The organism is Parasphingorhabdus sp. (genome assembly GCF_048269865.1).
Lineage (GTDB): Bacteria > Pseudomonadota > Alphaproteobacteria > Sphingomonadales > Sphingomonadaceae > Parasphingorhabdus.
In genome coordinates, this window is the sequence record NZ_JBLWUA010000007.1 from 153220 (window position 1) to 169510 (window position 16291).

The following is a 16291-nucleotide window of genomic DNA, read 5'->3' on the forward strand; positions in this document are numbered from 1 at the left end:
TGCAGTCGCAGCACGAGGATTGCGTCAGGATCTGATCCTGCTGTTCCGCGGTTCGTCAATGTGCAGCCGCGCGTTTTTCGGAGTCAGGAAATGGATTTTCCGGTTCGGGAAGTCGATCGCGACCTGATCAAATTTTCGCAGCACATCCATGCCCATCAGCAATGTCGGCTTGTTGGCCAGACCGAAGCGCTCGAACGGCGGGGCATCGGCAAAGGCCACCGAAAGGCTCTCAAAGCGGGCCCGGCCGATGCGAAAATCGCGGGCCCGACCAAATTCAACGCCCAGCGTCTCTCCGGTAACCGCGATCAGCAAATTGTCATCGCCGAGTTCCTTTGCCCGACGGATCAATCGTTTCTGCAATATTGTATTGGCAATGGAAACCTGGGCGCCGGTATCAACGATTACATTGACCTTGACCCCCGAGATCGTGGCGTCGGTGAAGATCAGCTGGCCGGACCGGCGTTTGGCGGTCACGACAATTTCTCGCGACGACCGCCGGCCGTCATCCTGATCCGCATCTTCGATGAAAATCTGGTTCAGGACGAAATCGAACAGGATCCTCTGGTCCTGCAAACCGTCGAGGCCCAACATGCCATCGGCACCGATGTGCCGGGCCGCCAGCACCGGCGAAATCAGACCATTGTAGCTTTTTTGACCGAGGGTCAGGCTGGGCACATAGACCATGTCTACCGTGCTGGTGCCGGCAATGCTCATCAGTTCTGCAGGCTCTTCGCCTTCGAGTGCCAGGCGGTCGGCAACGCGACGCGAAATCACGGTCCGTTCGGCGCCGGTGTCAATAACGAAAGAAAAGGGGCCCTTGCCTTCGATGTTGACCGGCACGGTCATTCGTTCGGCGCGGTCTTCATCAAGATCAACGATCTCGCCTTCCGGATTGATCCGGTTGCCCGGCTCAACCGGCTGGCCGAACGGCAGGGGATAGGCCAGGGCGATAGCGGACGCCAAGGCGGTGGATATGGTGTTTAGAAAGGCGGACATAAGCTCTCCCCTACGAATTTCGCCAAGTGGGTCAGGATAGGCACTTGGTCGACAAATTCCAGACTGTTATTATTGACCGACGACCTGCCTCGACCAACGGTCCTTATTGCAGCTGATTTTACGCATCTTCGGGAATCAGGAAATAGATTTTTCGATTGGCAAAATCGATCGCTACCCGGTCGAATTTGCGCAAGGCGTCCATTCCCAGGAAAAGTGCGGGTTTCCTGTCGAGTTGCAACGCCTTGAATGGTGCGATGTCGGCGAAGGCGATCGGAATGACGCCAAAGCGCGCCCGCCCGATCAGCAGTTCTTCGGCGATCCCGTAATAGGCCTGCACCGAGCGGCCGGTGACATCGACCAGACTGGTCTGAGCCATTGCCGATGATTTCAGCCGCAAGCGTTTTTGCAATGCCTTGTTGCCGATCGACAGTTCGCCGCCGGTGTCGATGATCACGCTGGTTTTGACACCGGCAATCGTCGCGTTGGTGAAGATGAGCTGGCCGGAGCGCCGCCTTGCCGTCACCACGATTTCACGGAGCGACCGGCTTCTCAGCGGCTTGCTGGTGTCCTCGACCGTGATGTTGCGCGCGCGGAAATCGAACAGGATCCGCTGTTCCTGCAGGCTGTCGAGTCCAAGCACCCCGTCCGCGCCGATATCGGTTGAGCGGAATGTCGGCGCAATCAGACTGTCATAGCTGCGCTTGCCGAGAGTGAGGCTGGGCACAAACACGGTCTTCACGACCGTACTACCGGCCAGCGCCACGATCGTGACTTGCTCTTCAATATCGAGCGCCAGTGCCGCGGCGATCTCGGTAGACAATATCGTTCGCTGTGACGCGGTATCGATAATGAAATCAAAGGGGCCGCTCTGGTCGATCCGCACCGCAACGGTCATCCGCCTGATTCGGTCCTGATCAATCGCAATCTGTTCCGCATCGGGCTGCAGAAACTGGTCCGGCAGGCTGTCGGCAATAGTCGCTTCGGTTTCGGGCTCGACCGGAACCGCAAGTGGCGCCGCGAACAGGGCCGCGCTGGCGCAATATATCTGGGTCATCCAGGCCATTCCGTCAGCATAGGCCAAAATTGATGGAGCTCCTAATGCGGGGCAATGGAGCGCCTTGCGCTAATCGCTTTTCATGGCCTCGTTGATCAGCGCTTCCGCCTCGATCAGCAGCGCATCGTCCGTCGCCCCCTGCGCCACATGCTCGCGGCCGATCATAACCAGCACCGGCACCGCAAGCGGACTGACCCGGTCCAGTTCGACGTGGACCATCGAGCCGGCAGCGCGGTCGAGCAGATCGCCGAGCCGCCCGACATCGGTCATCCGCGCCCGGGCATCGGCCCAGGCGGCCTGCATCAGCACATGGTCCGGCTCATATTTGCGCAAAACGTCGAAAATCAGGTCGGTGGAGAAGGTCACCTGCTTGCCGGTCTTGCGCTTGCCCGGATGCTGGCGCTCGACCAGACCGCTGATCACCGCCACTTCGCGGAAGGCGCGCTTGAGCAAGTGCGATCCCTCGATCCAGTCGTAAAACTCGTCTTCCAATATGTCGGCGCTGAACAATGGTGCGGGATCGGTCACCGGCTCGACGCTGTAGCACGCCAGGGCATAGTCGTTGGCGACAAAGCCAACCGGCTTCAGTCCGCGATCCTCCATCCGCCGGGTCAGCAACATGCCCAGCGACTGGTGCGCGTTCCAGCCTTCGAAACTGTAGGCGACCATATAGTGCAGTTGCTTGTGCGGAAAGGTCTCGACCAGCAGCTGTCCCGGCTCGGGCATGGTCGAGCGATGGTCCTGCATCTCCAGCCATTCGCGGACATCGTCGGGAAAGCGCGCCCACCCCGCACGGTCGGTCAGAAAGCCGCGCACCCGGTCCGACAGATGTGTGGTCAGCGGCAGCCTCGCCCCCATATAGCTCGGGATCATCGCGGCTTTCTTAGAGGCCCGGACGATCACGTCGCTATTGTCCATCTTGATCATTTCCAGGCTCAGCCCCGCAAAGAAAAATGTGTCGCCGACCGACAACATGGCGGCAAAACTCTCCTCGACCTTGCCGAGGCTGCGGCCATTTTTGAATCGCACCGTCATCATCGCGGCATCGACGATGATCCCGGCGTTGAGCCGGTGCTGGGCTGCGAATTTTGGATGGGTCAGGCTCCACACGCCCCCGGCATCGCGGCGCAGGCGCTTGAACTTGTCATAGGCCTTCAGCGCATAGCCGCCATCGCGGGTGAAATTCAGCACCCGTTCGAACTGCTCTTTCGACAGGGCGCTGTAGGGCAGGGCGGACTGCACCTCGTCGAGCAGATCATCTTCCTGAAACGGTGCCGCGCAGGCGCAGCTCATCACATGCTGGGCCAGCACGTCCAGCCCGCCCTGGCGAAACGGTTCGCCGTCGCGCCGGCCTTCTTTCACCGCATCCATCGCCGCTTGCGCCTCGAGATATTCGAACCGGTTGCCGGGCACCAGCAACGCCTTCGACGAGACATCCAGCCGGTGGTTGGCGCGGCCAATCCGCTGCAGCAGCCGCGACGATCCCTTTGGCGCGCCCATCTGGATCACACAGTCGATATCGCCCCAGTCGACGCCCAGATCGAGCGAGGCCGTACAGACCAGGGCCTGCATCTTGCCGGACGCCATGGCATTTTCCACCTTCCGCCGCGCTTCCTTCGACAGGCTGCCGTGATGAATACCGATCGCCAGCGTCTCGTCGTTGATTTCCCACAGCTTCTGGAAGGTCAACTCGGCCAGAAAGCGCGTGTTGCAGAAAATCAGGGTCATCCGGTTGCTGCGAATCTGCTGCATCACCTGAGGAATCGCATAGGCGCCCGCATGGCCGGACCAGGGCACCCGTATCGGATCGCCTTCCGGCGTTTCCGGCAGCATGATTGACAGATCGGCGGGCGCACCTTCTGCGCCCAGCACATGAGTCACCGTTTCGATATCTCCGTAAGGCGCGAGCCACGCGCGGAAGTCATCGGGTTCGGCCACCGTCGCCGACAGCGCCGCCCGGCGCATGTCCGGTGCGATTTTCTGCAGCCGCGCCAGCGACAGGGCCAGCAGGTCACCGCGCTTGCCGGTGGCAAAGGCGTGAGCCTCATCGATCACTACCCGCTTGAGTCCGGCAAACAGGGTGAAACTCTCCGGCTGGCTGAGCAGCAGGTTGAGCGATTCCGGCGTCGTCAGCAATATCTGCGGCGGCTTCACCCGCTGCCGCGCCTTGCGATTGGCCGGCGTATCGCCGCTGCGCGTTTCGATCGTGATCGGCAGCCCCATTTCCTCGACCGGCGTCAGCAGATTGCGTTGCACGTCAACCGCCAGCGCCTTGAGCGGCGAGATATAGAGCGTGTGCAAGCCGTTCCCCGCTTCCCGTTCACCCTGAACTTGTCGAAGGGCCGGTTGCGCCAGGCGCGGTGCTTCGACAGGCTCAGCACGTACGGATTTTGCATCCTGTTGATCAACCAGATCAACCAGCGTCGGCAAGAACCCGGCCAGAGTCTTGCCGGCACCGGTGGGAGCGGTCAGCAAGGCATGACGCCCGGCCCGCGCGGATTCCAGCATCGCGAGCTGATGCGGCCTTATCGCCCAGCCGCGCGATGCGAACCAGTCGGACAGGATCGGCGGAATGTTGTCATTGGCCATTGTTCCGGAATGGCGCTTCGTTGTTATTGTTTCAACTCCGCCATCAGCCCGAACAGTTGCACCACATCCGGCGGCGAGGGATCACCGGCATATTCGCGGTAGAGCGTCGAGACATTGACCGCGATCCGTTCGCTGTCGCCCCAGCTGGAAAAATCGCCCAGCCTTATATCATGCGCGGCGTCGCGCACCGACAGGCCGGCGTCAAACCGCTTGCGCGCTTCCTGGTCGATATAGCGCAGATAGTCCTGCACTCGCCGGACACCGTGGACATCGGTGATCGGGCCGTGTCCCGGCACGATCGTCTCGGCCTTGAGATCGATAATTGTGTCGCAGGCGGCGACCCAGTTGGCGACCGGCCCGGCCCACATGATTGGCGTGCCTTCGATGAACAATATGTCCCCGGTAAAGATGGTCTTGTCACCGGGAACGTGGACCAGCACATCGCCGGCCGTGTGCGCAGGGCCGACTTCGATCAGATCGACCTGCTTGTCGCCCACCGTCACGCTGTGCCGGCCGCTGAAGGTCTGGGTCGGCAGTTTCTCCTCGACATCGGTAAAATCAAAGCTGCCAAAAATATCCACCAGATATTGTCCCGCCGGTCCCATCGCGCGGGCTTGTGCCATGATCGCGGCGAGCTGGCTGGCGGGCAGTTCGGACATTTCCCGCGCGCTCGCCTCCGATGCGATAACCTCCGCCTTATGACAACAGCCATTGCCGTGGGTATGGTCACCATTGGCATGCGTGTTCACGATGGTCCCGATGTCATCGGCACCGACGCCGGCCGCATCCGCCATCACGCCAAGCATCTCGCGAGTCAGGCAGGCATCGAACAATGTATCGACGAGCAGGGATTCGCCGCCATCGGTGATCAGTCCGGCGTTGGACCAGCCCCAGCCGCCATCCGGCTGGAGATAGGCGTAAAGGCCGTTGCCGGTTTCAACCAGACCCTTTTCAAACGGAATTGCCATCGACTCTTCTCCCGTATCACGCACCATATGCGGTATATTGTCGTAACTATCCAGTCATTCGAACGTAGGTGGTTGGAGAATGGCGGCACGGCGATGCTTGCCGACCGTATATTATTTTCGTATCTGGCGGACGGGGGCAATTTGACCGCGACGGTCGCGAAAGATCCAATAAGAGCGACACAATATGAACAATCGGGCAACGTCGAAAAACCGCATTGAATGGGGGTTCATGCTCACCCTGCTGGCCGTCATTTCGCTGGCCTTTGCGTTCATTGTCGAGCCGTTTTTCGGAGCGATAGTCTGGGCGGTGGTGGTCGCCGTACTGTTTCGGCCGGTATATGATCGCCTGGTAGGCCTTTTGCCGGGCCGGACCAATCTGGCGACGGTGATCACTCTGGTGCTGATCCTGTTGCTGGTTATCGTTCCCGCTATTCTGCTTGGCTTCGCGATGGTGCAGGAAGCGACGGGCATCTACCAGCGGATCCAGTCTGGCGAGATCGATTTCAACGCGGTCTTTGAAGGATTTGAAAAATCCCTGCCGCACTGGATGCAGGTTCAGCTCTCTGCCTACGGCTATGGCGATATTGCCAGCATCAGGGCAGAGGTCGAACAATATGTTTCCGGCATTCTTGAATTTCTGCTCGGTCAGCTGCTCAGCGTCGGGCAGGGCGCGTTCCAGTTCCTGCTCGGTTTGGGCGTGATGCTGTATCTCACATTCTTCCTGTTACGCGACGGCCCGGCCCTGATCGACCGCATCGGCGACATGATACCGCTCAAGGAGTCAAAGCGTCATATCCTGATGGAGCGCTTTCTCGCTGTGATCCGCGCGACGATCAAGGGCAGTCTGGTTATCGCGGTCATCCAGGGCACACTGGGGGGACTGGTCTTCTGGGCGCTGGATATCCGCGGTGCGCTGTTGTGGGGCGTGGTGATGGGTGTGTCATCGCTGATTCCGGCGATCGGCACCGGTTTTGTCTGGGTGCCGGTCGCGCTCTACCTGTTCATCACCGGCGATGTCACTGAGGGCATCATATTGAGCCTTTGTGGCGTGTTCGTGATCAGCATGGTGGACAATGTCGTGCGCCCGATCCTGGTCGGCCGGGATACAAGAATGCCTGACTATGTGGTGCTGATTACCACTCTCGGCGGGCTGCAATTATTTGGCATCAATGGCATTATCATCGGTCCGCTGGTGGCAGCGCTGTTCATTGCCAGCTGGAGCATTTTCTCCGATATGCACGAGGTCCATCAACCCGAGCACGTCAGCGACTAAACGCTTCATCTGCCATCGCGATCATCGAGCGGGCGTGGCGCAGCGCCACCGCGTGATGGTCATGGCCATAGCCGCCGCCTAGCGCGCTGGCGACAGGAATGCCCCGGTCGCGGGCCCGGCGAATCACCATCCGCTCGCGCTGTTCGAGACCAGTGTCGCTGAGCGCCAGCCGGCCCAGCCGGTCATCGACATGCGGATCGACACCTGCCTGATAGAGCAGCAGGTCGGGTTCGAAGTCGGCTAGACTTTCCGTCAGGGCCCGTTCCAATATGGCGAGATAGTGGTCATCCTCGACGGCATCGGGCAGCGCGATATCGCGACTGGAACATGCTTTTCGCGTCGGGAAATTGCGCTCGCTGTGGATGGACAGAGTGAAGACATCTGTACGCCCGGCCAGCAATACGGCGGTCCCGTCACCCTGATGCACATCGAGATCGACGATCAGGATCTTGCGCGCATCGCCCTCCGCCAACAGCCGGTTGGCGGTAATCGCCAGATCATTGAACACACAATAGCCGGCGCCGGTATCGGCCAGCGCATGGTGGCTGCCACCGGCGCTATTGGCGGCATAGCCATGGTCCAGAGCAAGCTTCGCCGCCATCCAGGTACCCCCTGATGTATATTGCACACGGCTGGCAATCTCGGCGGATACCGGAAAGCCGATCCGGCGCTCCGTTTCACGTGGAACAGAGGCGGTCAGCACCTGTTCGACATAGGCCGGATCATGCACCGCCTCGATCCACTGCCGCGGCATTGGTTCCGGCTTATGAACAACATGTTCCGGCGCGTGCTCCCGAATGGCGTCCATCACCAGCTGATATTTGTCGAACACAAAACTACCGTTTTTCGGTCGCGGCGCGACATAATCAGAATGATGAACGATATGGAGCATGACTATTCTAGACTGCTTTCCGCAAATGATAGGTCAGAGCCATGGCAATGCAATGCCTGAGGACATCGACTGGCAGGGCGTCGCTGACGTCGAAGAGTAGCGCCCGATTGCCATCGAAGGTGAGGCTATCCTTGTACAGGTGCCGGTATCTATCGATCAGATCGGTCTGACAATGTACAAATAGGGCGTAGGTGTCGGTCGAGCACTTGTGCCTATGGACTCGCACCGTCGTGCCAGATCCGGTGGCCGTGGTGAGGAACGCAGGTTCTCCCCATTTCAGGGTCTCCTCGAGCGGGCCGATAGCCGGGTCGTCGCGCGCGACATCCAGTATGAGGCCCCGAAGCTGGATCAGTTTCTCCGTCAGTGCTTGCGGAAAGCCTGCCCAGGCGGCCCGGGTCTGTTCGGGAATTACCTCTGTCATTCCCGCTCACTATCAGTCACTCGATGTTTTTGTCACGCGCCGCGTATCAATTGACCCGGCCGGGCTCCGGTGGACTGGTCAAAGCGCCGGATGATTTCTCCGGAGACTATGGTTGCATCATAGCCCGTTGCGCGCTGGTGCAATCGTTGGCCGCCGGCGGGAAGATCCCGGACGATCTCGGGCAAATGCAATTCCAGCCGATCCATATCAATGACATTGATGTCGGCCTTGGCCCCGGCCTTCAGCAAGCCGCGCTGGTTCAGACCGACCGCAGACGCGGCCTTGTGCGACAACATATGGATTGCCTGCGGCAGGTTGAACCGGAAGCCATTGGCCTTTTGCACATATTGCTTGAGCAGATAGGTCGAGTAGCTGGCATCACATATCGCGCCATAATGAGCGCCGCCATCGCCCAGTCCGGGTATGCAATGGGGGTGGCTGAGCATTTCGTGGGCGCTGGCCAGCGTGCCATTCTCGTAATTGCCGAGTGCCGCCAGAAACAGCCCCTTGCCATTGGTATCCAGCAACCGGTCATAGGCAATTTCTTGCGGCGTGCAGCCTTTGGCGGCTGCCTGACCGGCCATGCTCATCTCTTTCGGCGGTGCATAATCCGGTGGATCATCCAGCGGGAAGAGCCAGTTCCAGTCGCGGGCCAGGGCGTTGAACGGATGGCCAGGCTCGAACTCCTCGCTCAGCAGCGCCTCTCGCATGGCGGGATCCCGCATCGCCGCGACCTGCTGTTCGATTGGCAGATCCGCGATCTTTGCCCAGCTCGGGCAAAGGATGAACGGATGTACCGTCAGCTCCAGTCCGGCGATCAGGCCGATCGGACGCGGCATGATCTGGGCAGTGGCTTTGCCGCCATAGGAATTGGTGCGGTCGATCATTTCCAGCACCCGGCGCCAGCGCGGCGGACCGTCATTGCCGGAGGCAAGCGTGAAGGTTGCGGGCCGGCCGGAGCTTTCGACCACCCGTTCGATGACCTTATATTCCTTGTCCCAACCGACAAAGGCATCCAGCACGACCTGAAACGTCCCGGTGCCGGCATCCGCCATGCCACCACAGATCGCTTCCAGCTCGGCAATATCGGCTTCAAACGTCGGTATGCTGCCGCCGTCTGCGGTCTTGTGGATCGACAGACGCGAGGTGGCAAAACCGATCGCGCCGGCTTCCATCGCTTCCTGGCACAGCTTGCGCATCATCGCCAGATCTTCTTCATCGGCCGGTTCGCGAGCGGCGCCGCGCGCGCCCATCGCATAGACGCGCAGCGGCGAGTGCGGCAGATAGGCGGCGACATCGATATCGCGCTTTCCCTTGGCCACGACGTCGAGATATTCCGGAAAGGTCTCCCAGTTCCAGGGCAGGCCGTCGGACATCACCACGCCGGGAATATCCTCGACGCCTTCCATGACATTGATCAGCATATCGTGATCCGCCTGGCGGCAGGGCGCAAAGCCGACCCCGCAATTGCCCATGATCGCCGTAGTCACGCCGTGCGAAGAGGAGGGGCTAAGCTCTTCGGCCCAGATCGACTGGCCGTCATAATGGGTGTGCACATCGACAAAGCCGGGGGTGACGATCTTGCCCGTGGCGTCGATTTCTTCGCGGCCGGTGCCGGACACGGTGCCGATCACCGACACTTTGCCGTCACTGATCGCGACATCGCCGTCGATCAGATCACCGCCGCTGCCGTCGGCGATGGTCCCGCCACGGATTACCAGATCATATTCACTCATGCTATCGCACCTCTCATGCCTTGATCCAAATGATGATACTGCCGATCAGCGAGCCCAGAACGAAAATATAGATGGGCGGCATGCTGATATACAGCCAGCGCAGCCGTTTCTCGGGCGCCTTGTGATAGCCCAGCGCATAGCCGACCCGCATGAACGGCCAGATCAGACCTATGCCCGCAGCCCAATAGGGGCTGACCACATAAGCGAACAGCCACAGGCCGGGCAGAAACAGCACGAGATGTTCCAGCGTGTTCTGGTGCGCCCTGACATAGCGCTCATATTCGGGAGGACCGCTGTGCGACGGCACTGCAATCTTGAACCGACCGCGTGCCAGTCCCGCCATCAGCAGTGTAAAATAATAGGCCAGCAAGGCGAGGGCGCTGACAAAGGTGACGTAAATATACGGATCCATAAGCAGCAATTCCTCATCCCTTATCGGTCCGTTTTGAACGAACGACCGGGACCTGGCCATACTGCATTTCGATAAGATGCGGGCGCAGGGGCAATCGGAAAGCCAGCGGGGACCAGTCAGCTCCCATCCGCTTTATACGCTCGCTAAATATTGGCAAAATATACCATTAGTCAGGAAACGGAAAACGTGCGTCGGAACGCCGCCAAGCTCAAGCCATTGAAAATATTGTATTTTATGCAGTTGGCACGGCGCATGCAAAGCTGTTGTTATCTTCGCTAAAGGAACTGCGAAGGACCATTTAAACAACAGGGAATTTCAAGATGATCAATGCAAATATTCAGAACCATGTCGCCGCCGCTTTCGCCGCTCTTTTCTCCGCTGCCGTTCTGGTTGCCGCAAGTGTTGGCCCAGCGGTTCAAAACTCCGCCGCTCTGGTCGCATAGTCTAGCCAGCAGGAAGGAAAAATCATGCCCCGTTTCACGCTCCGCGAGGAAATCGCCGCCAGTTTCGCCGCCATCCTTTGTTCCGCAATTTTCGTGCTCTCCGCGATCGGGCCGGCAACCGGTGGTGCCACCGCCAGCTTCATTTGATGCTGGACGGTCGCCGCTAATGCCCGGCCTGTTCCCCCCGCTCGAGGCCGGAAAGCGCCAGCTGTTCGTCAATCTGTGCCATCAACCGGTCGAGACCTTCCTGTGATTTCGCTTCGGCGCGGGCGACCAGGACGTCCTGGGTATTGCTGGCGCGCAGCAGCCACCAGCCGTCTTCGGTATTGACCCGTGCGCCGTCCGTGTCATTGACTTCAGCCCCGCTCGCCGACAGCCGCTCGAGGACTTCGTCAATCACCGGGAACTTCCGGCTCTCATCGACTTGAAAGCGCATTTCCGGCGTGTTGATCATCTCGACCATATCGCTCCGCAGTTGAGTCACGCTCTTGCCGATATTGGTCGCTGCCTGAATCAGACGGATCGCGGCATAAGGTGCATCGTCAAAGCCGTAATAATCATGTTTGAAAAAGACGTGGCCGCTCATTTCACCAGCCAGCGGTGATCCGGTTTCCTTCATCTTCGACTTGATCAGGCTGTGGCCAGTCTTCCACATCAACGGTTCACCGCCAAGCGCAGCGACCCGGTCGTACAGCGCCTGCGATGCCTTGACGTCGGCGATGATGGTTGCCCCCGGCTCGCTCTTCAGCACATCCTCGGCGTAGATTTGCAGTAACTGGTCGCCCCAGATCACCCGGCCTTCGCCATCAATCGCGCCGATCCGGTCGCCGTCGCCATCAAATGCGACCCCGAAATCGAGATTTTTCTCTGCCACCAGCGTCTGCAGATCGACCAGATTCTTTTCTTCGGTTGGATCGGGATGATGGTTGGGGAACGTGCCATCGACATCGGTATAGAGAAGATGATGCTCGCCTGAACCACGTTCGGTAAGCAGCTTGGTCAATTTCTCGATCACCGGTCCGGCCGCGCCGTTGCCGCAATCCCAGGCGACCTTGAAAGCACCACCGGTAAAATTCTTCAGCAGGCGCTCGACATATTCATCTTCGATCTCGATCCGTTCCAGCGTGCCGCTGCCATCGTCCCAGTCACCCTCAGAAGCCATCGTGCCAAGCTTCATGATGTCTGCACCGAAAAACGGCCGTCCCTGAAACACCATCTTGAAGCCGTTATAATTGGCGGGGTTGTGGCTGCCGGTGATCATGATGCCGCCCTGAACTTGATCCAGTACGGATTCGGCATAATAGAGCATGGGAGTGGGACCCATGCCGACCGAGATGGCATTGATTCCGGCATCATTCAGGCCGCGGATCAGCGCTGCCTCCAGCACCGGTGAACTGGTACGCCCGTCCCGCCCGGTAGCGACGGCTGTCCCGCCGTCTCGTGCTATCAGAGTCCCGAAGCCACGTCCGATGGCATAGGCGTCATCCTCGCCCAGAGTTTCGCCAATGATCCCGCGAATGTCATATTCGCGCAGCGACGTCGGGTGAAAATCGTGGGAGGTGGGTGCAGTCATATCGGGGCCCTAGCATATTGGATTTACTGGTCTTTGTAAGCAGCGGATAGGTGAAAATCCAGTGCTACTGTCAAAATGCGACAGCTTGGTTACCGTCTGCTGGATGCTTCCAGTTCTGCCAACAACAGATCCCGCGCGCGGTTGATCATCTTAGCCAGTTGCTCGTCTCCGCCATTGTCGGGATGATGTTCCGCCAACCGTTCTTTCCAGGCAGCGTTTATCTCGATAAATCCGGCATCGTCACTCACTCCCAGCAGGGACCGTGCGCGGTCCAGTTCAAAACTGCGTGGTTTGCGCTTCGGTTCCTCTGTTTCGCGGGCCGGGATCAATATCCGCCATCCGCTCAGAAAGGCCGCTCCTGCCAGCATTGCTCCGCCCATGATCCAGCCGCCGCCCCGCAGAAAATTCGCACCAACCAGGGCAACGACAAGCGCCAGCCATTGGTTGGAAGTCATGGTTTTTGCCTTGCCCGACAATATCAACCACAAGAGAATAGCGCCGCCAAAGATCAGCAATGGCAGCATCGATCAGGCCACCAGTTTCGGAGAAGTGGCGGCGGGTTCGCCGTCATCGATCAAGGATTTTCTGGCTTGCGGCAGCGCCAGATGCTTGATCAATTCCCGCAACTCCTGACGCGCCGCCAGATGGCTCGTCGCCAGCCGGCCGAGATATTGCTTGTCCAGCATGGTCAGGCCCGACGGAAACAGTTCGCGGTAAATGACCCGCTCGCTCAAGCCGGGGATGATCCGGAAGCCAACGCGCTGGGACAATTCTCCGAGTGCGGCGATGATCCGCTTCATATTATGAGCTTCGACATATTGCGTCCGGTTTCTCAGCACCACCCAGTCGATTGTCGCACCATCGGCCTTGGCGCGCGTCTTGCGGGCATCCCAGATCAACTCCGCGTAAAAACTGAGCTTGCTGACCTTGTAGGTTTCCGGATGCACCTGACCGATCAGATCGAAATCAACAAAGCTGTCGTTGATCGGGGTGACAAGACTGTTCGCCCGGGTCGCCACATAACGCGCATATTCGTCATCGCGGCCCGGCGTGTCGAACAGCAGATAATCGACACCCTGGCCCGTCCGTTCCATCAGTTTCTCAAGCTGGCCTATATCGTCGCCGTCAAACACTTCATATTGTGGCTGAGGAATATCGATGTTCAGCCGCTTCATCGTGGCGTCTCGATTTTCCAGATAACGATAGGATGTGCGCTGCCGGGGATCTAGGTCGATGACCGCAACCTTGTGGCCCTGATAGGCCAGAGCAACCGCGACATGGACGGCGGTGGTTGACTTGCCGGTGCCGCCTTTCTCATTAGCGAAGACAATATGATACGCACTACTGGTCACGTTTTGATCAATATCCCTGTTCTTGGCCCTTGCGAAGGGCAATCGTCCGTCCCATAGCTTAGATGAGTTCGACAGCAAAATCTAAACGCAAAGAGTGATGCATGCAAATTGTTCGACAGCTTGCTCCGCTGCAAGACGCCTTGACGGAACTTCGCAAGCCGGGTCTGAAAATCGGGCTGGTTCCCACGATGGGGGCGCTGCACGCGGGTCATATGCGATTGGTGGAAGTAGCGAGAGAGCATTGCGATGCGGTGGTTGCGTCGATCTTTGTCAATCCGACCCAGTTTGGCGAAGGCGAGGATCTGGATGCCTATCCACGTCAGGAGACCGCCGACGCCGCGCTGCTGGAAGCCGCCGGAGTGGAATTGCTCTGGGCTCCCACGGCGGATCAGATGTATCCATCCGGCTACGCCACCAGCATCAGTGTTATCGGGGTCAGCGACGGCCTCTGCGGTGCCGCCCGGCCCGGCCATTTTGACGGGGTTGCAACAGTGGTGGCAAAACTGTTCAATCAGACCCGTCCCGATGCGGCTTTTTTTGGCGAAAAAGACTATCAGCAGCTGGCGGTCATCCGAAGAATGGCCCGCGACCTCGATTTCACCCATGATATTATCGGTGTTGCGACCGTGCGCGACCCCGACGGGCTCGCCCTGTCGTCGCGCAACGCCTATCTGAGCGAAGCGGAAAGAGAGAGAGCCGTGGCGCTGCCGGCAGCAATGCGGGAAGCGGCTGGCGCGATTGCGGCTGGCGGCGAGGTCGCCGCAATTCTGGCCGACGCGAAGTCCCGAATATTGGCATCCGGATTTCACAAGATCGACTATCTGGAGCTGCGCGACGCCGATACATTGGCCCTGCTGGATGTTTTTGCCAAACCCGCCCGTCTGTTGGCGGCTGCGCGCATTGGACGCACTCGATTGATTGACAATATCCCGGTTGAATAGGGTCCTGGTGCGACATGGTTAATCCGGAAAAGTTGCACAAAAAGCCTGATTTCCGGGACTTTTGAGGGGCCGGCACCGAATTTGTAAAAATCGTGTTAACCATTTCTTTAGCATATTGCGTTGAAAGTCTCCCTGTCGCTGCATTTGCGACGATAGAAAACAGGGACTGGAAATATGGGCAACAGCATGAAAAGCGCCGCCTTTCTGATCGAAAGTCGCCTCGCAGAGGCGTCTCGGGGCAGCAGCAATGCATATTATGATCTGGGGGTCATCTACTCGACCGGATCTGATGGCGTTGATGTGGATCTGATCGAAGCGCATAAATGGTATAATCTGGCGGCCTTGTCGGGCCACGAGCAAAGCAAGATCTGCCGGGCAGAAATCTCGCTGGACATGACGGCGCGCGAGATCGCCGAAGCGCAGCGCGAAGCGCGCAACTGGCTGCAGGATAATACACTCCGCGCGGCCTAGGACTAGTTTGACTTTTTAAACGGCCCCATCTCGGCCAGAAATTCAATGTCGGCAGCGACTGCGCGTCTTTCGCGTTCTAGATAGTCGGCAATGGCCGACCGAAACCCCGGATCGACAATATAATGGGCTGACCAGGTCGGCACCGGTTGATAGCCACGCGCCAGCTTGTGGCTCCCTTGCGCACCCGCCTCGACGGTTTTCAGCCCGCGCGCTATGGCCGCGTCAATCGCCTGATAATAGCAAATCTCGAAATGCAGGAACGGGATATTGCGGGTACATCCCCAATAGCGGCCAAATAGCGTGTCGGCGCCAATCACATTCAGCGCGCCAGCGATCGGGATACCGTCCTGCAAGGCCAGGATCAGCAGCAGCTTGACCGCCATTTTGTGCTGCAACAGATCAAAGGCGCTGCGCGTCAGATAGGGCTGGCCCCATTTTCGCATGCCGGTGTCCTGATAGAATTCCCAGAAATAATCCCAGTGCTGCGGTTGAATTTCGTCGCCGGTCAAATGGACAATATCGACGGCTTCCTGGGCATTGCTCCGTTCCCGTCGGATCGCCTTGCGTTTACGGGACGACAATGCCGCGAGAAAGCCGTCAAAATCTTCATAGCCATCATTCTGCCAATGGAACTGGCTGTCGGTGCGGATCATCCACCCGGCCTCGCGAAAATGGGGAAGCTGGTCTTCGCTGACGAATGTCGCATGGACCGACGAGATCCCGTTATTCTCCGCCAGTTGCTCCGCCGCTCGTAACAGCGGTACGGCCAGCGCTTCGTCGCGCATCAGGAGACGGGGGCCGGGTACCGGGGAAAAGGGCGCCGCGATTTGGATTTTCGGATAATATTGGCCGCCGGCATTTTCGAATGCATGGGCCCACTGCTGGTCAAAAATATATTCGCCCTGGCTGTGGGACTTGAGATAGCTGGGCAGGCAGGCGGCAATGGTGCCGGCCTTGTCTTCAATGATGATCGGCAGGGATTTCCAGCCGGTACCCGGACCAACGCTGCCGGATTCCTCCATCGCTGAAAGAAAGCCGTGCGACACAAACGGATTGGCCTCACCGGCACAGGCATCCCACTGATCCGCGGGCAGGCTGGCGATATCATCGGCAACGCGGGCTAGTATGTCGTCGGGAGCAGCGGGAGAATCAGACATCGCGTTCCATGCT

The 16291-nt window shown here is 59.0% G+C and carries 17 protein-coding genes; 5 read left to right on the top strand and 12 right to left on the bottom strand.

Translation table 11 applies throughout. From position 1 onward, the window contains the following. Positions 1-24: 24 nt before the first annotated feature. The 4 genes from ACN0WW_RS11125 to ACN0WW_RS11140 form a co-directional block, all read right to left on the bottom strand. Positions 25-996, bottom strand: a complete 972-nt coding sequence (locus ACN0WW_RS11125; protein ID WP_417612417.1) for a retroviral-like aspartic protease family protein — start codon at positions 994-996, stop codon at positions 25-27. Positions 997-1114: 118 nt separating this feature from the next. Further along, on the bottom strand, positions 1115-2050 hold the full coding sequence (locus tag ACN0WW_RS11130) for a retroviral-like aspartic protease family protein (RefSeq protein WP_417612419.1): 936 nt from the start codon (positions 2048-2050) through the stop codon (positions 1115-1117). A 69-nt stretch (positions 2051-2119) separates the two neighbouring features. Further along, positions 2120-4639 (bottom strand): ligase-associated DNA damage response DEXH box helicase, encoded by a 2520-nt coding sequence (locus ACN0WW_RS11135; protein WP_417612421.1) that lies wholly within the window; start codon positions 4637-4639, stop codon positions 2120-2122. Positions 4640-4662: 23 nt separating this feature from the next. Continuing rightward, positions 4663-5607 (bottom strand): MBL fold metallo-hydrolase, encoded by a 945-nt coding sequence (locus ACN0WW_RS11140; RefSeq protein WP_417612423.1) that lies wholly within the window; start codon positions 5605-5607, stop codon positions 4663-4665. A 184-nt stretch (positions 5608-5791) separates the two neighbouring features. Between ACN0WW_RS11140 and ACN0WW_RS11145 the strand changes: the two genes are divergently transcribed. Next, complete coding sequence (locus tag ACN0WW_RS11145; RefSeq protein ID WP_417612425.1) at positions 5792-6880, top strand: AI-2E family transporter; 1089 nt, start codon at positions 5792-5794, stop codon at positions 6878-6880. Here ACN0WW_RS11145 and ACN0WW_RS11150 read toward each other — a convergent pair. The 4 genes from ACN0WW_RS11150 to ACN0WW_RS11165 are packed head-to-tail and all read right to left on the bottom strand — an operon-like array spanning position 6870 to position 10341. Beyond that, positions 6870-7772, bottom strand: coding sequence for a histone deacetylase (locus ACN0WW_RS11150; RefSeq protein WP_417612427.1), 903 nt, complete (start codon positions 7770-7772; stop codon positions 6870-6872). The two genes, ACN0WW_RS11145 and ACN0WW_RS11150, sit on opposite strands and share 11 nt — an antisense overlap. Positions 7773-7779: 7 nt before the next feature. Then, positions 7780-8193 (bottom strand): DUF1801 domain-containing protein, encoded by a 414-nt coding sequence (locus ACN0WW_RS11155; protein WP_417612429.1) that lies wholly within the window; start codon positions 8191-8193, stop codon positions 7780-7782. Positions 8194-8225: 32 nt separating this feature from the next. Then, positions 8226-9929: an N-acyl-D-amino-acid deacylase family protein gene (locus tag ACN0WW_RS11160; RefSeq protein ID WP_417612431.1), complete on the bottom strand. Its 1704-nt coding sequence runs from the start codon at positions 9927-9929 to the stop codon at positions 8226-8228. Between the two features lie 13 nt (positions 9930-9942). Further along, positions 9943-10341 carry an MAPEG family protein gene (locus tag ACN0WW_RS11165; RefSeq protein ID WP_417612433.1) on the bottom strand — a complete coding sequence of 133 codons (399 nt, stop codon included), beginning with the start codon at positions 10339-10341 and terminating at the stop codon, positions 9943-9945. A gap of 320 nt (positions 10342-10661) precedes the next feature. Between ACN0WW_RS11165 and ACN0WW_RS11170 the strand changes: the two genes are divergently transcribed. Next, positions 10662-10784, top strand: a complete 123-nt coding sequence (locus tag ACN0WW_RS11170) for a hypothetical protein (RefSeq protein ID WP_417612435.1) — start codon at positions 10662-10664, stop codon at positions 10782-10784. A gap of 24 nt (positions 10785-10808) precedes the next feature. Next, complete coding sequence (locus ACN0WW_RS11175) at positions 10809-10931, top strand: hypothetical protein (RefSeq protein ID WP_417612437.1); 123 nt, start codon at positions 10809-10811, stop codon at positions 10929-10931. A gap of 16 nt (positions 10932-10947) precedes the next feature. Here the strand turns inward: ACN0WW_RS11175 and pgmG are convergent, their stop codons facing one another. The 3 genes from pgmG to ACN0WW_RS11190 all read right to left on the bottom strand — a co-directional run bounded on the left by pgmG (position 10948) and on the right by ACN0WW_RS11190 (position 13709). Beyond that, a complete protein-coding gene (gene pgmG, locus ACN0WW_RS11180; protein ID WP_417612439.1) occupies positions 10948-12357 on the bottom strand; it encodes a phosphoglucomutase/phosphomannomutase PgmG in 1410 nt (469 codons plus the stop codon). 89 nt (positions 12358-12446) lie between these two features. After that, positions 12447-12881: a J domain-containing protein gene (locus tag ACN0WW_RS11185; protein WP_417612441.1), complete on the bottom strand. Its 435-nt coding sequence runs from the start codon at positions 12879-12881 to the stop codon at positions 12447-12449. Between the two features lie 3 nt (positions 12882-12884). Then, positions 12885-13709 carry a division plane positioning ATPase MipZ gene (locus tag ACN0WW_RS11190; RefSeq protein WP_417612443.1) on the bottom strand — a complete coding sequence of 275 codons (825 nt, stop codon included), beginning with the start codon at positions 13707-13709 and terminating at the stop codon, positions 12885-12887. Between the two features lie 101 nt (positions 13710-13810). On the opposite strand from ACN0WW_RS11190, the gene panC reads away from it, so the two are divergent. Further along, positions 13811-14650, top strand: coding sequence for a pantoate--beta-alanine ligase (gene panC / locus ACN0WW_RS11195; RefSeq protein WP_417612445.1), 840 nt, complete (start codon positions 13811-13813; stop codon positions 14648-14650). Between the two features lie 174 nt (positions 14651-14824). Then, positions 14825-15121, top strand: coding sequence for a hypothetical protein (locus tag ACN0WW_RS11200; protein ID WP_417612447.1), 297 nt, complete (start codon positions 14825-14827; stop codon positions 15119-15121). A gap of 2 nt (positions 15122-15123) precedes the next feature. Here the strand turns inward: ACN0WW_RS11200 and ACN0WW_RS11205 are convergent, their stop codons facing one another. Beyond that, positions 15124-16278 (bottom strand): GNAT family N-acetyltransferase, encoded by a 1155-nt coding sequence (locus tag ACN0WW_RS11205; RefSeq protein WP_417612449.1) that lies wholly within the window; start codon positions 16276-16278, stop codon positions 15124-15126. Positions 16279-16291: the final 13 nt, after the last annotated feature.

What these genes read in the sequence shown, in the direction of transcription:
- ACN0WW_RS11125 (WP_417612417.1), bottom strand. Translation starts at nt 996, where the DNA reads ATGTCCGCCTTTCTAAACACCATATCCACCGCCTTGGCGTCCGCTATC.
- ACN0WW_RS11130 (WP_417612419.1), bottom strand. Translation starts at nt 2,050, where the DNA reads ATGACCCAGATATATTGCGCCAGCGCGGCCCTGTTCGCGGCGCCACTT.
- ACN0WW_RS11135 (WP_417612421.1), bottom strand. Translation starts at nt 4,639, where the DNA reads ATGGCCAATGACAACATTCCGCCGATCCTGTCCGACTGGTTCGCATCG.
- ACN0WW_RS11140 (WP_417612423.1), bottom strand. Translation starts at nt 5,607, where the DNA reads ATGGCAATTCCGTTTGAAAAGGGTCTGGTTGAAACCGGCAACGGCCTT.
- ACN0WW_RS11145 (WP_417612425.1), top strand. Translation starts at nt 5,792, where the DNA reads ATGAACAATCGGGCAACGTCGAAAAACCGCATTGAATGGGGGTTCATG.
- ACN0WW_RS11150 (WP_417612427.1), bottom strand. Translation starts at nt 7,772, where the DNA reads ATGCTCCATATCGTTCATCATTCTGATTATGTCGCGCCGCGACCGAAA.
- ACN0WW_RS11155 (WP_417612429.1), bottom strand. Translation starts at nt 8,193, where the DNA reads ATGACAGAGGTAATTCCCGAACAGACCCGGGCCGCCTGGGCAGGCTTT.
- ACN0WW_RS11160 (WP_417612431.1), bottom strand. Translation starts at nt 9,929, where the DNA reads ATGAGTGAATATGATCTGGTAATCCGTGGCGGGACCATCGCCGACGGC.
- ACN0WW_RS11165 (WP_417612433.1), bottom strand. Translation starts at nt 10,341, where the DNA reads ATGGATCCGTATATTTACGTCACCTTTGTCAGCGCCCTCGCCTTGCTG.
- ACN0WW_RS11170 (WP_417612435.1), top strand. Translation starts at nt 10,662, where the DNA reads ATGATCAATGCAAATATTCAGAACCATGTCGCCGCCGCTTTCGCCGCT.
- ACN0WW_RS11175 (WP_417612437.1), top strand. Translation starts at nt 10,809, where the DNA reads ATGCCCCGTTTCACGCTCCGCGAGGAAATCGCCGCCAGTTTCGCCGCC.
- pgmG (WP_417612439.1), bottom strand. Translation starts at nt 12,357, where the DNA reads ATGACTGCACCCACCTCCCACGATTTTCACCCGACGTCGCTGCGCGAA.
- ACN0WW_RS11185 (WP_417612441.1), bottom strand. Translation starts at nt 12,881, where the DNA reads ATGCTGCCATTGCTGATCTTTGGCGGCGCTATTCTCTTGTGGTTGATA.
- panC (WP_417612445.1), top strand. Translation starts at nt 13,811, where the DNA reads ATGCAAATTGTTCGACAGCTTGCTCCGCTGCAAGACGCCTTGACGGAA.
- ACN0WW_RS11200 (WP_417612447.1), top strand. Translation starts at nt 14,825, where the DNA reads ATGGGCAACAGCATGAAAAGCGCCGCCTTTCTGATCGAAAGTCGCCTC.
- ACN0WW_RS11205 (WP_417612449.1), bottom strand. Translation starts at nt 16,278, where the DNA reads ATGTCTGATTCTCCCGCTGCTCCCGACGACATACTAGCCCGCGTTGCC.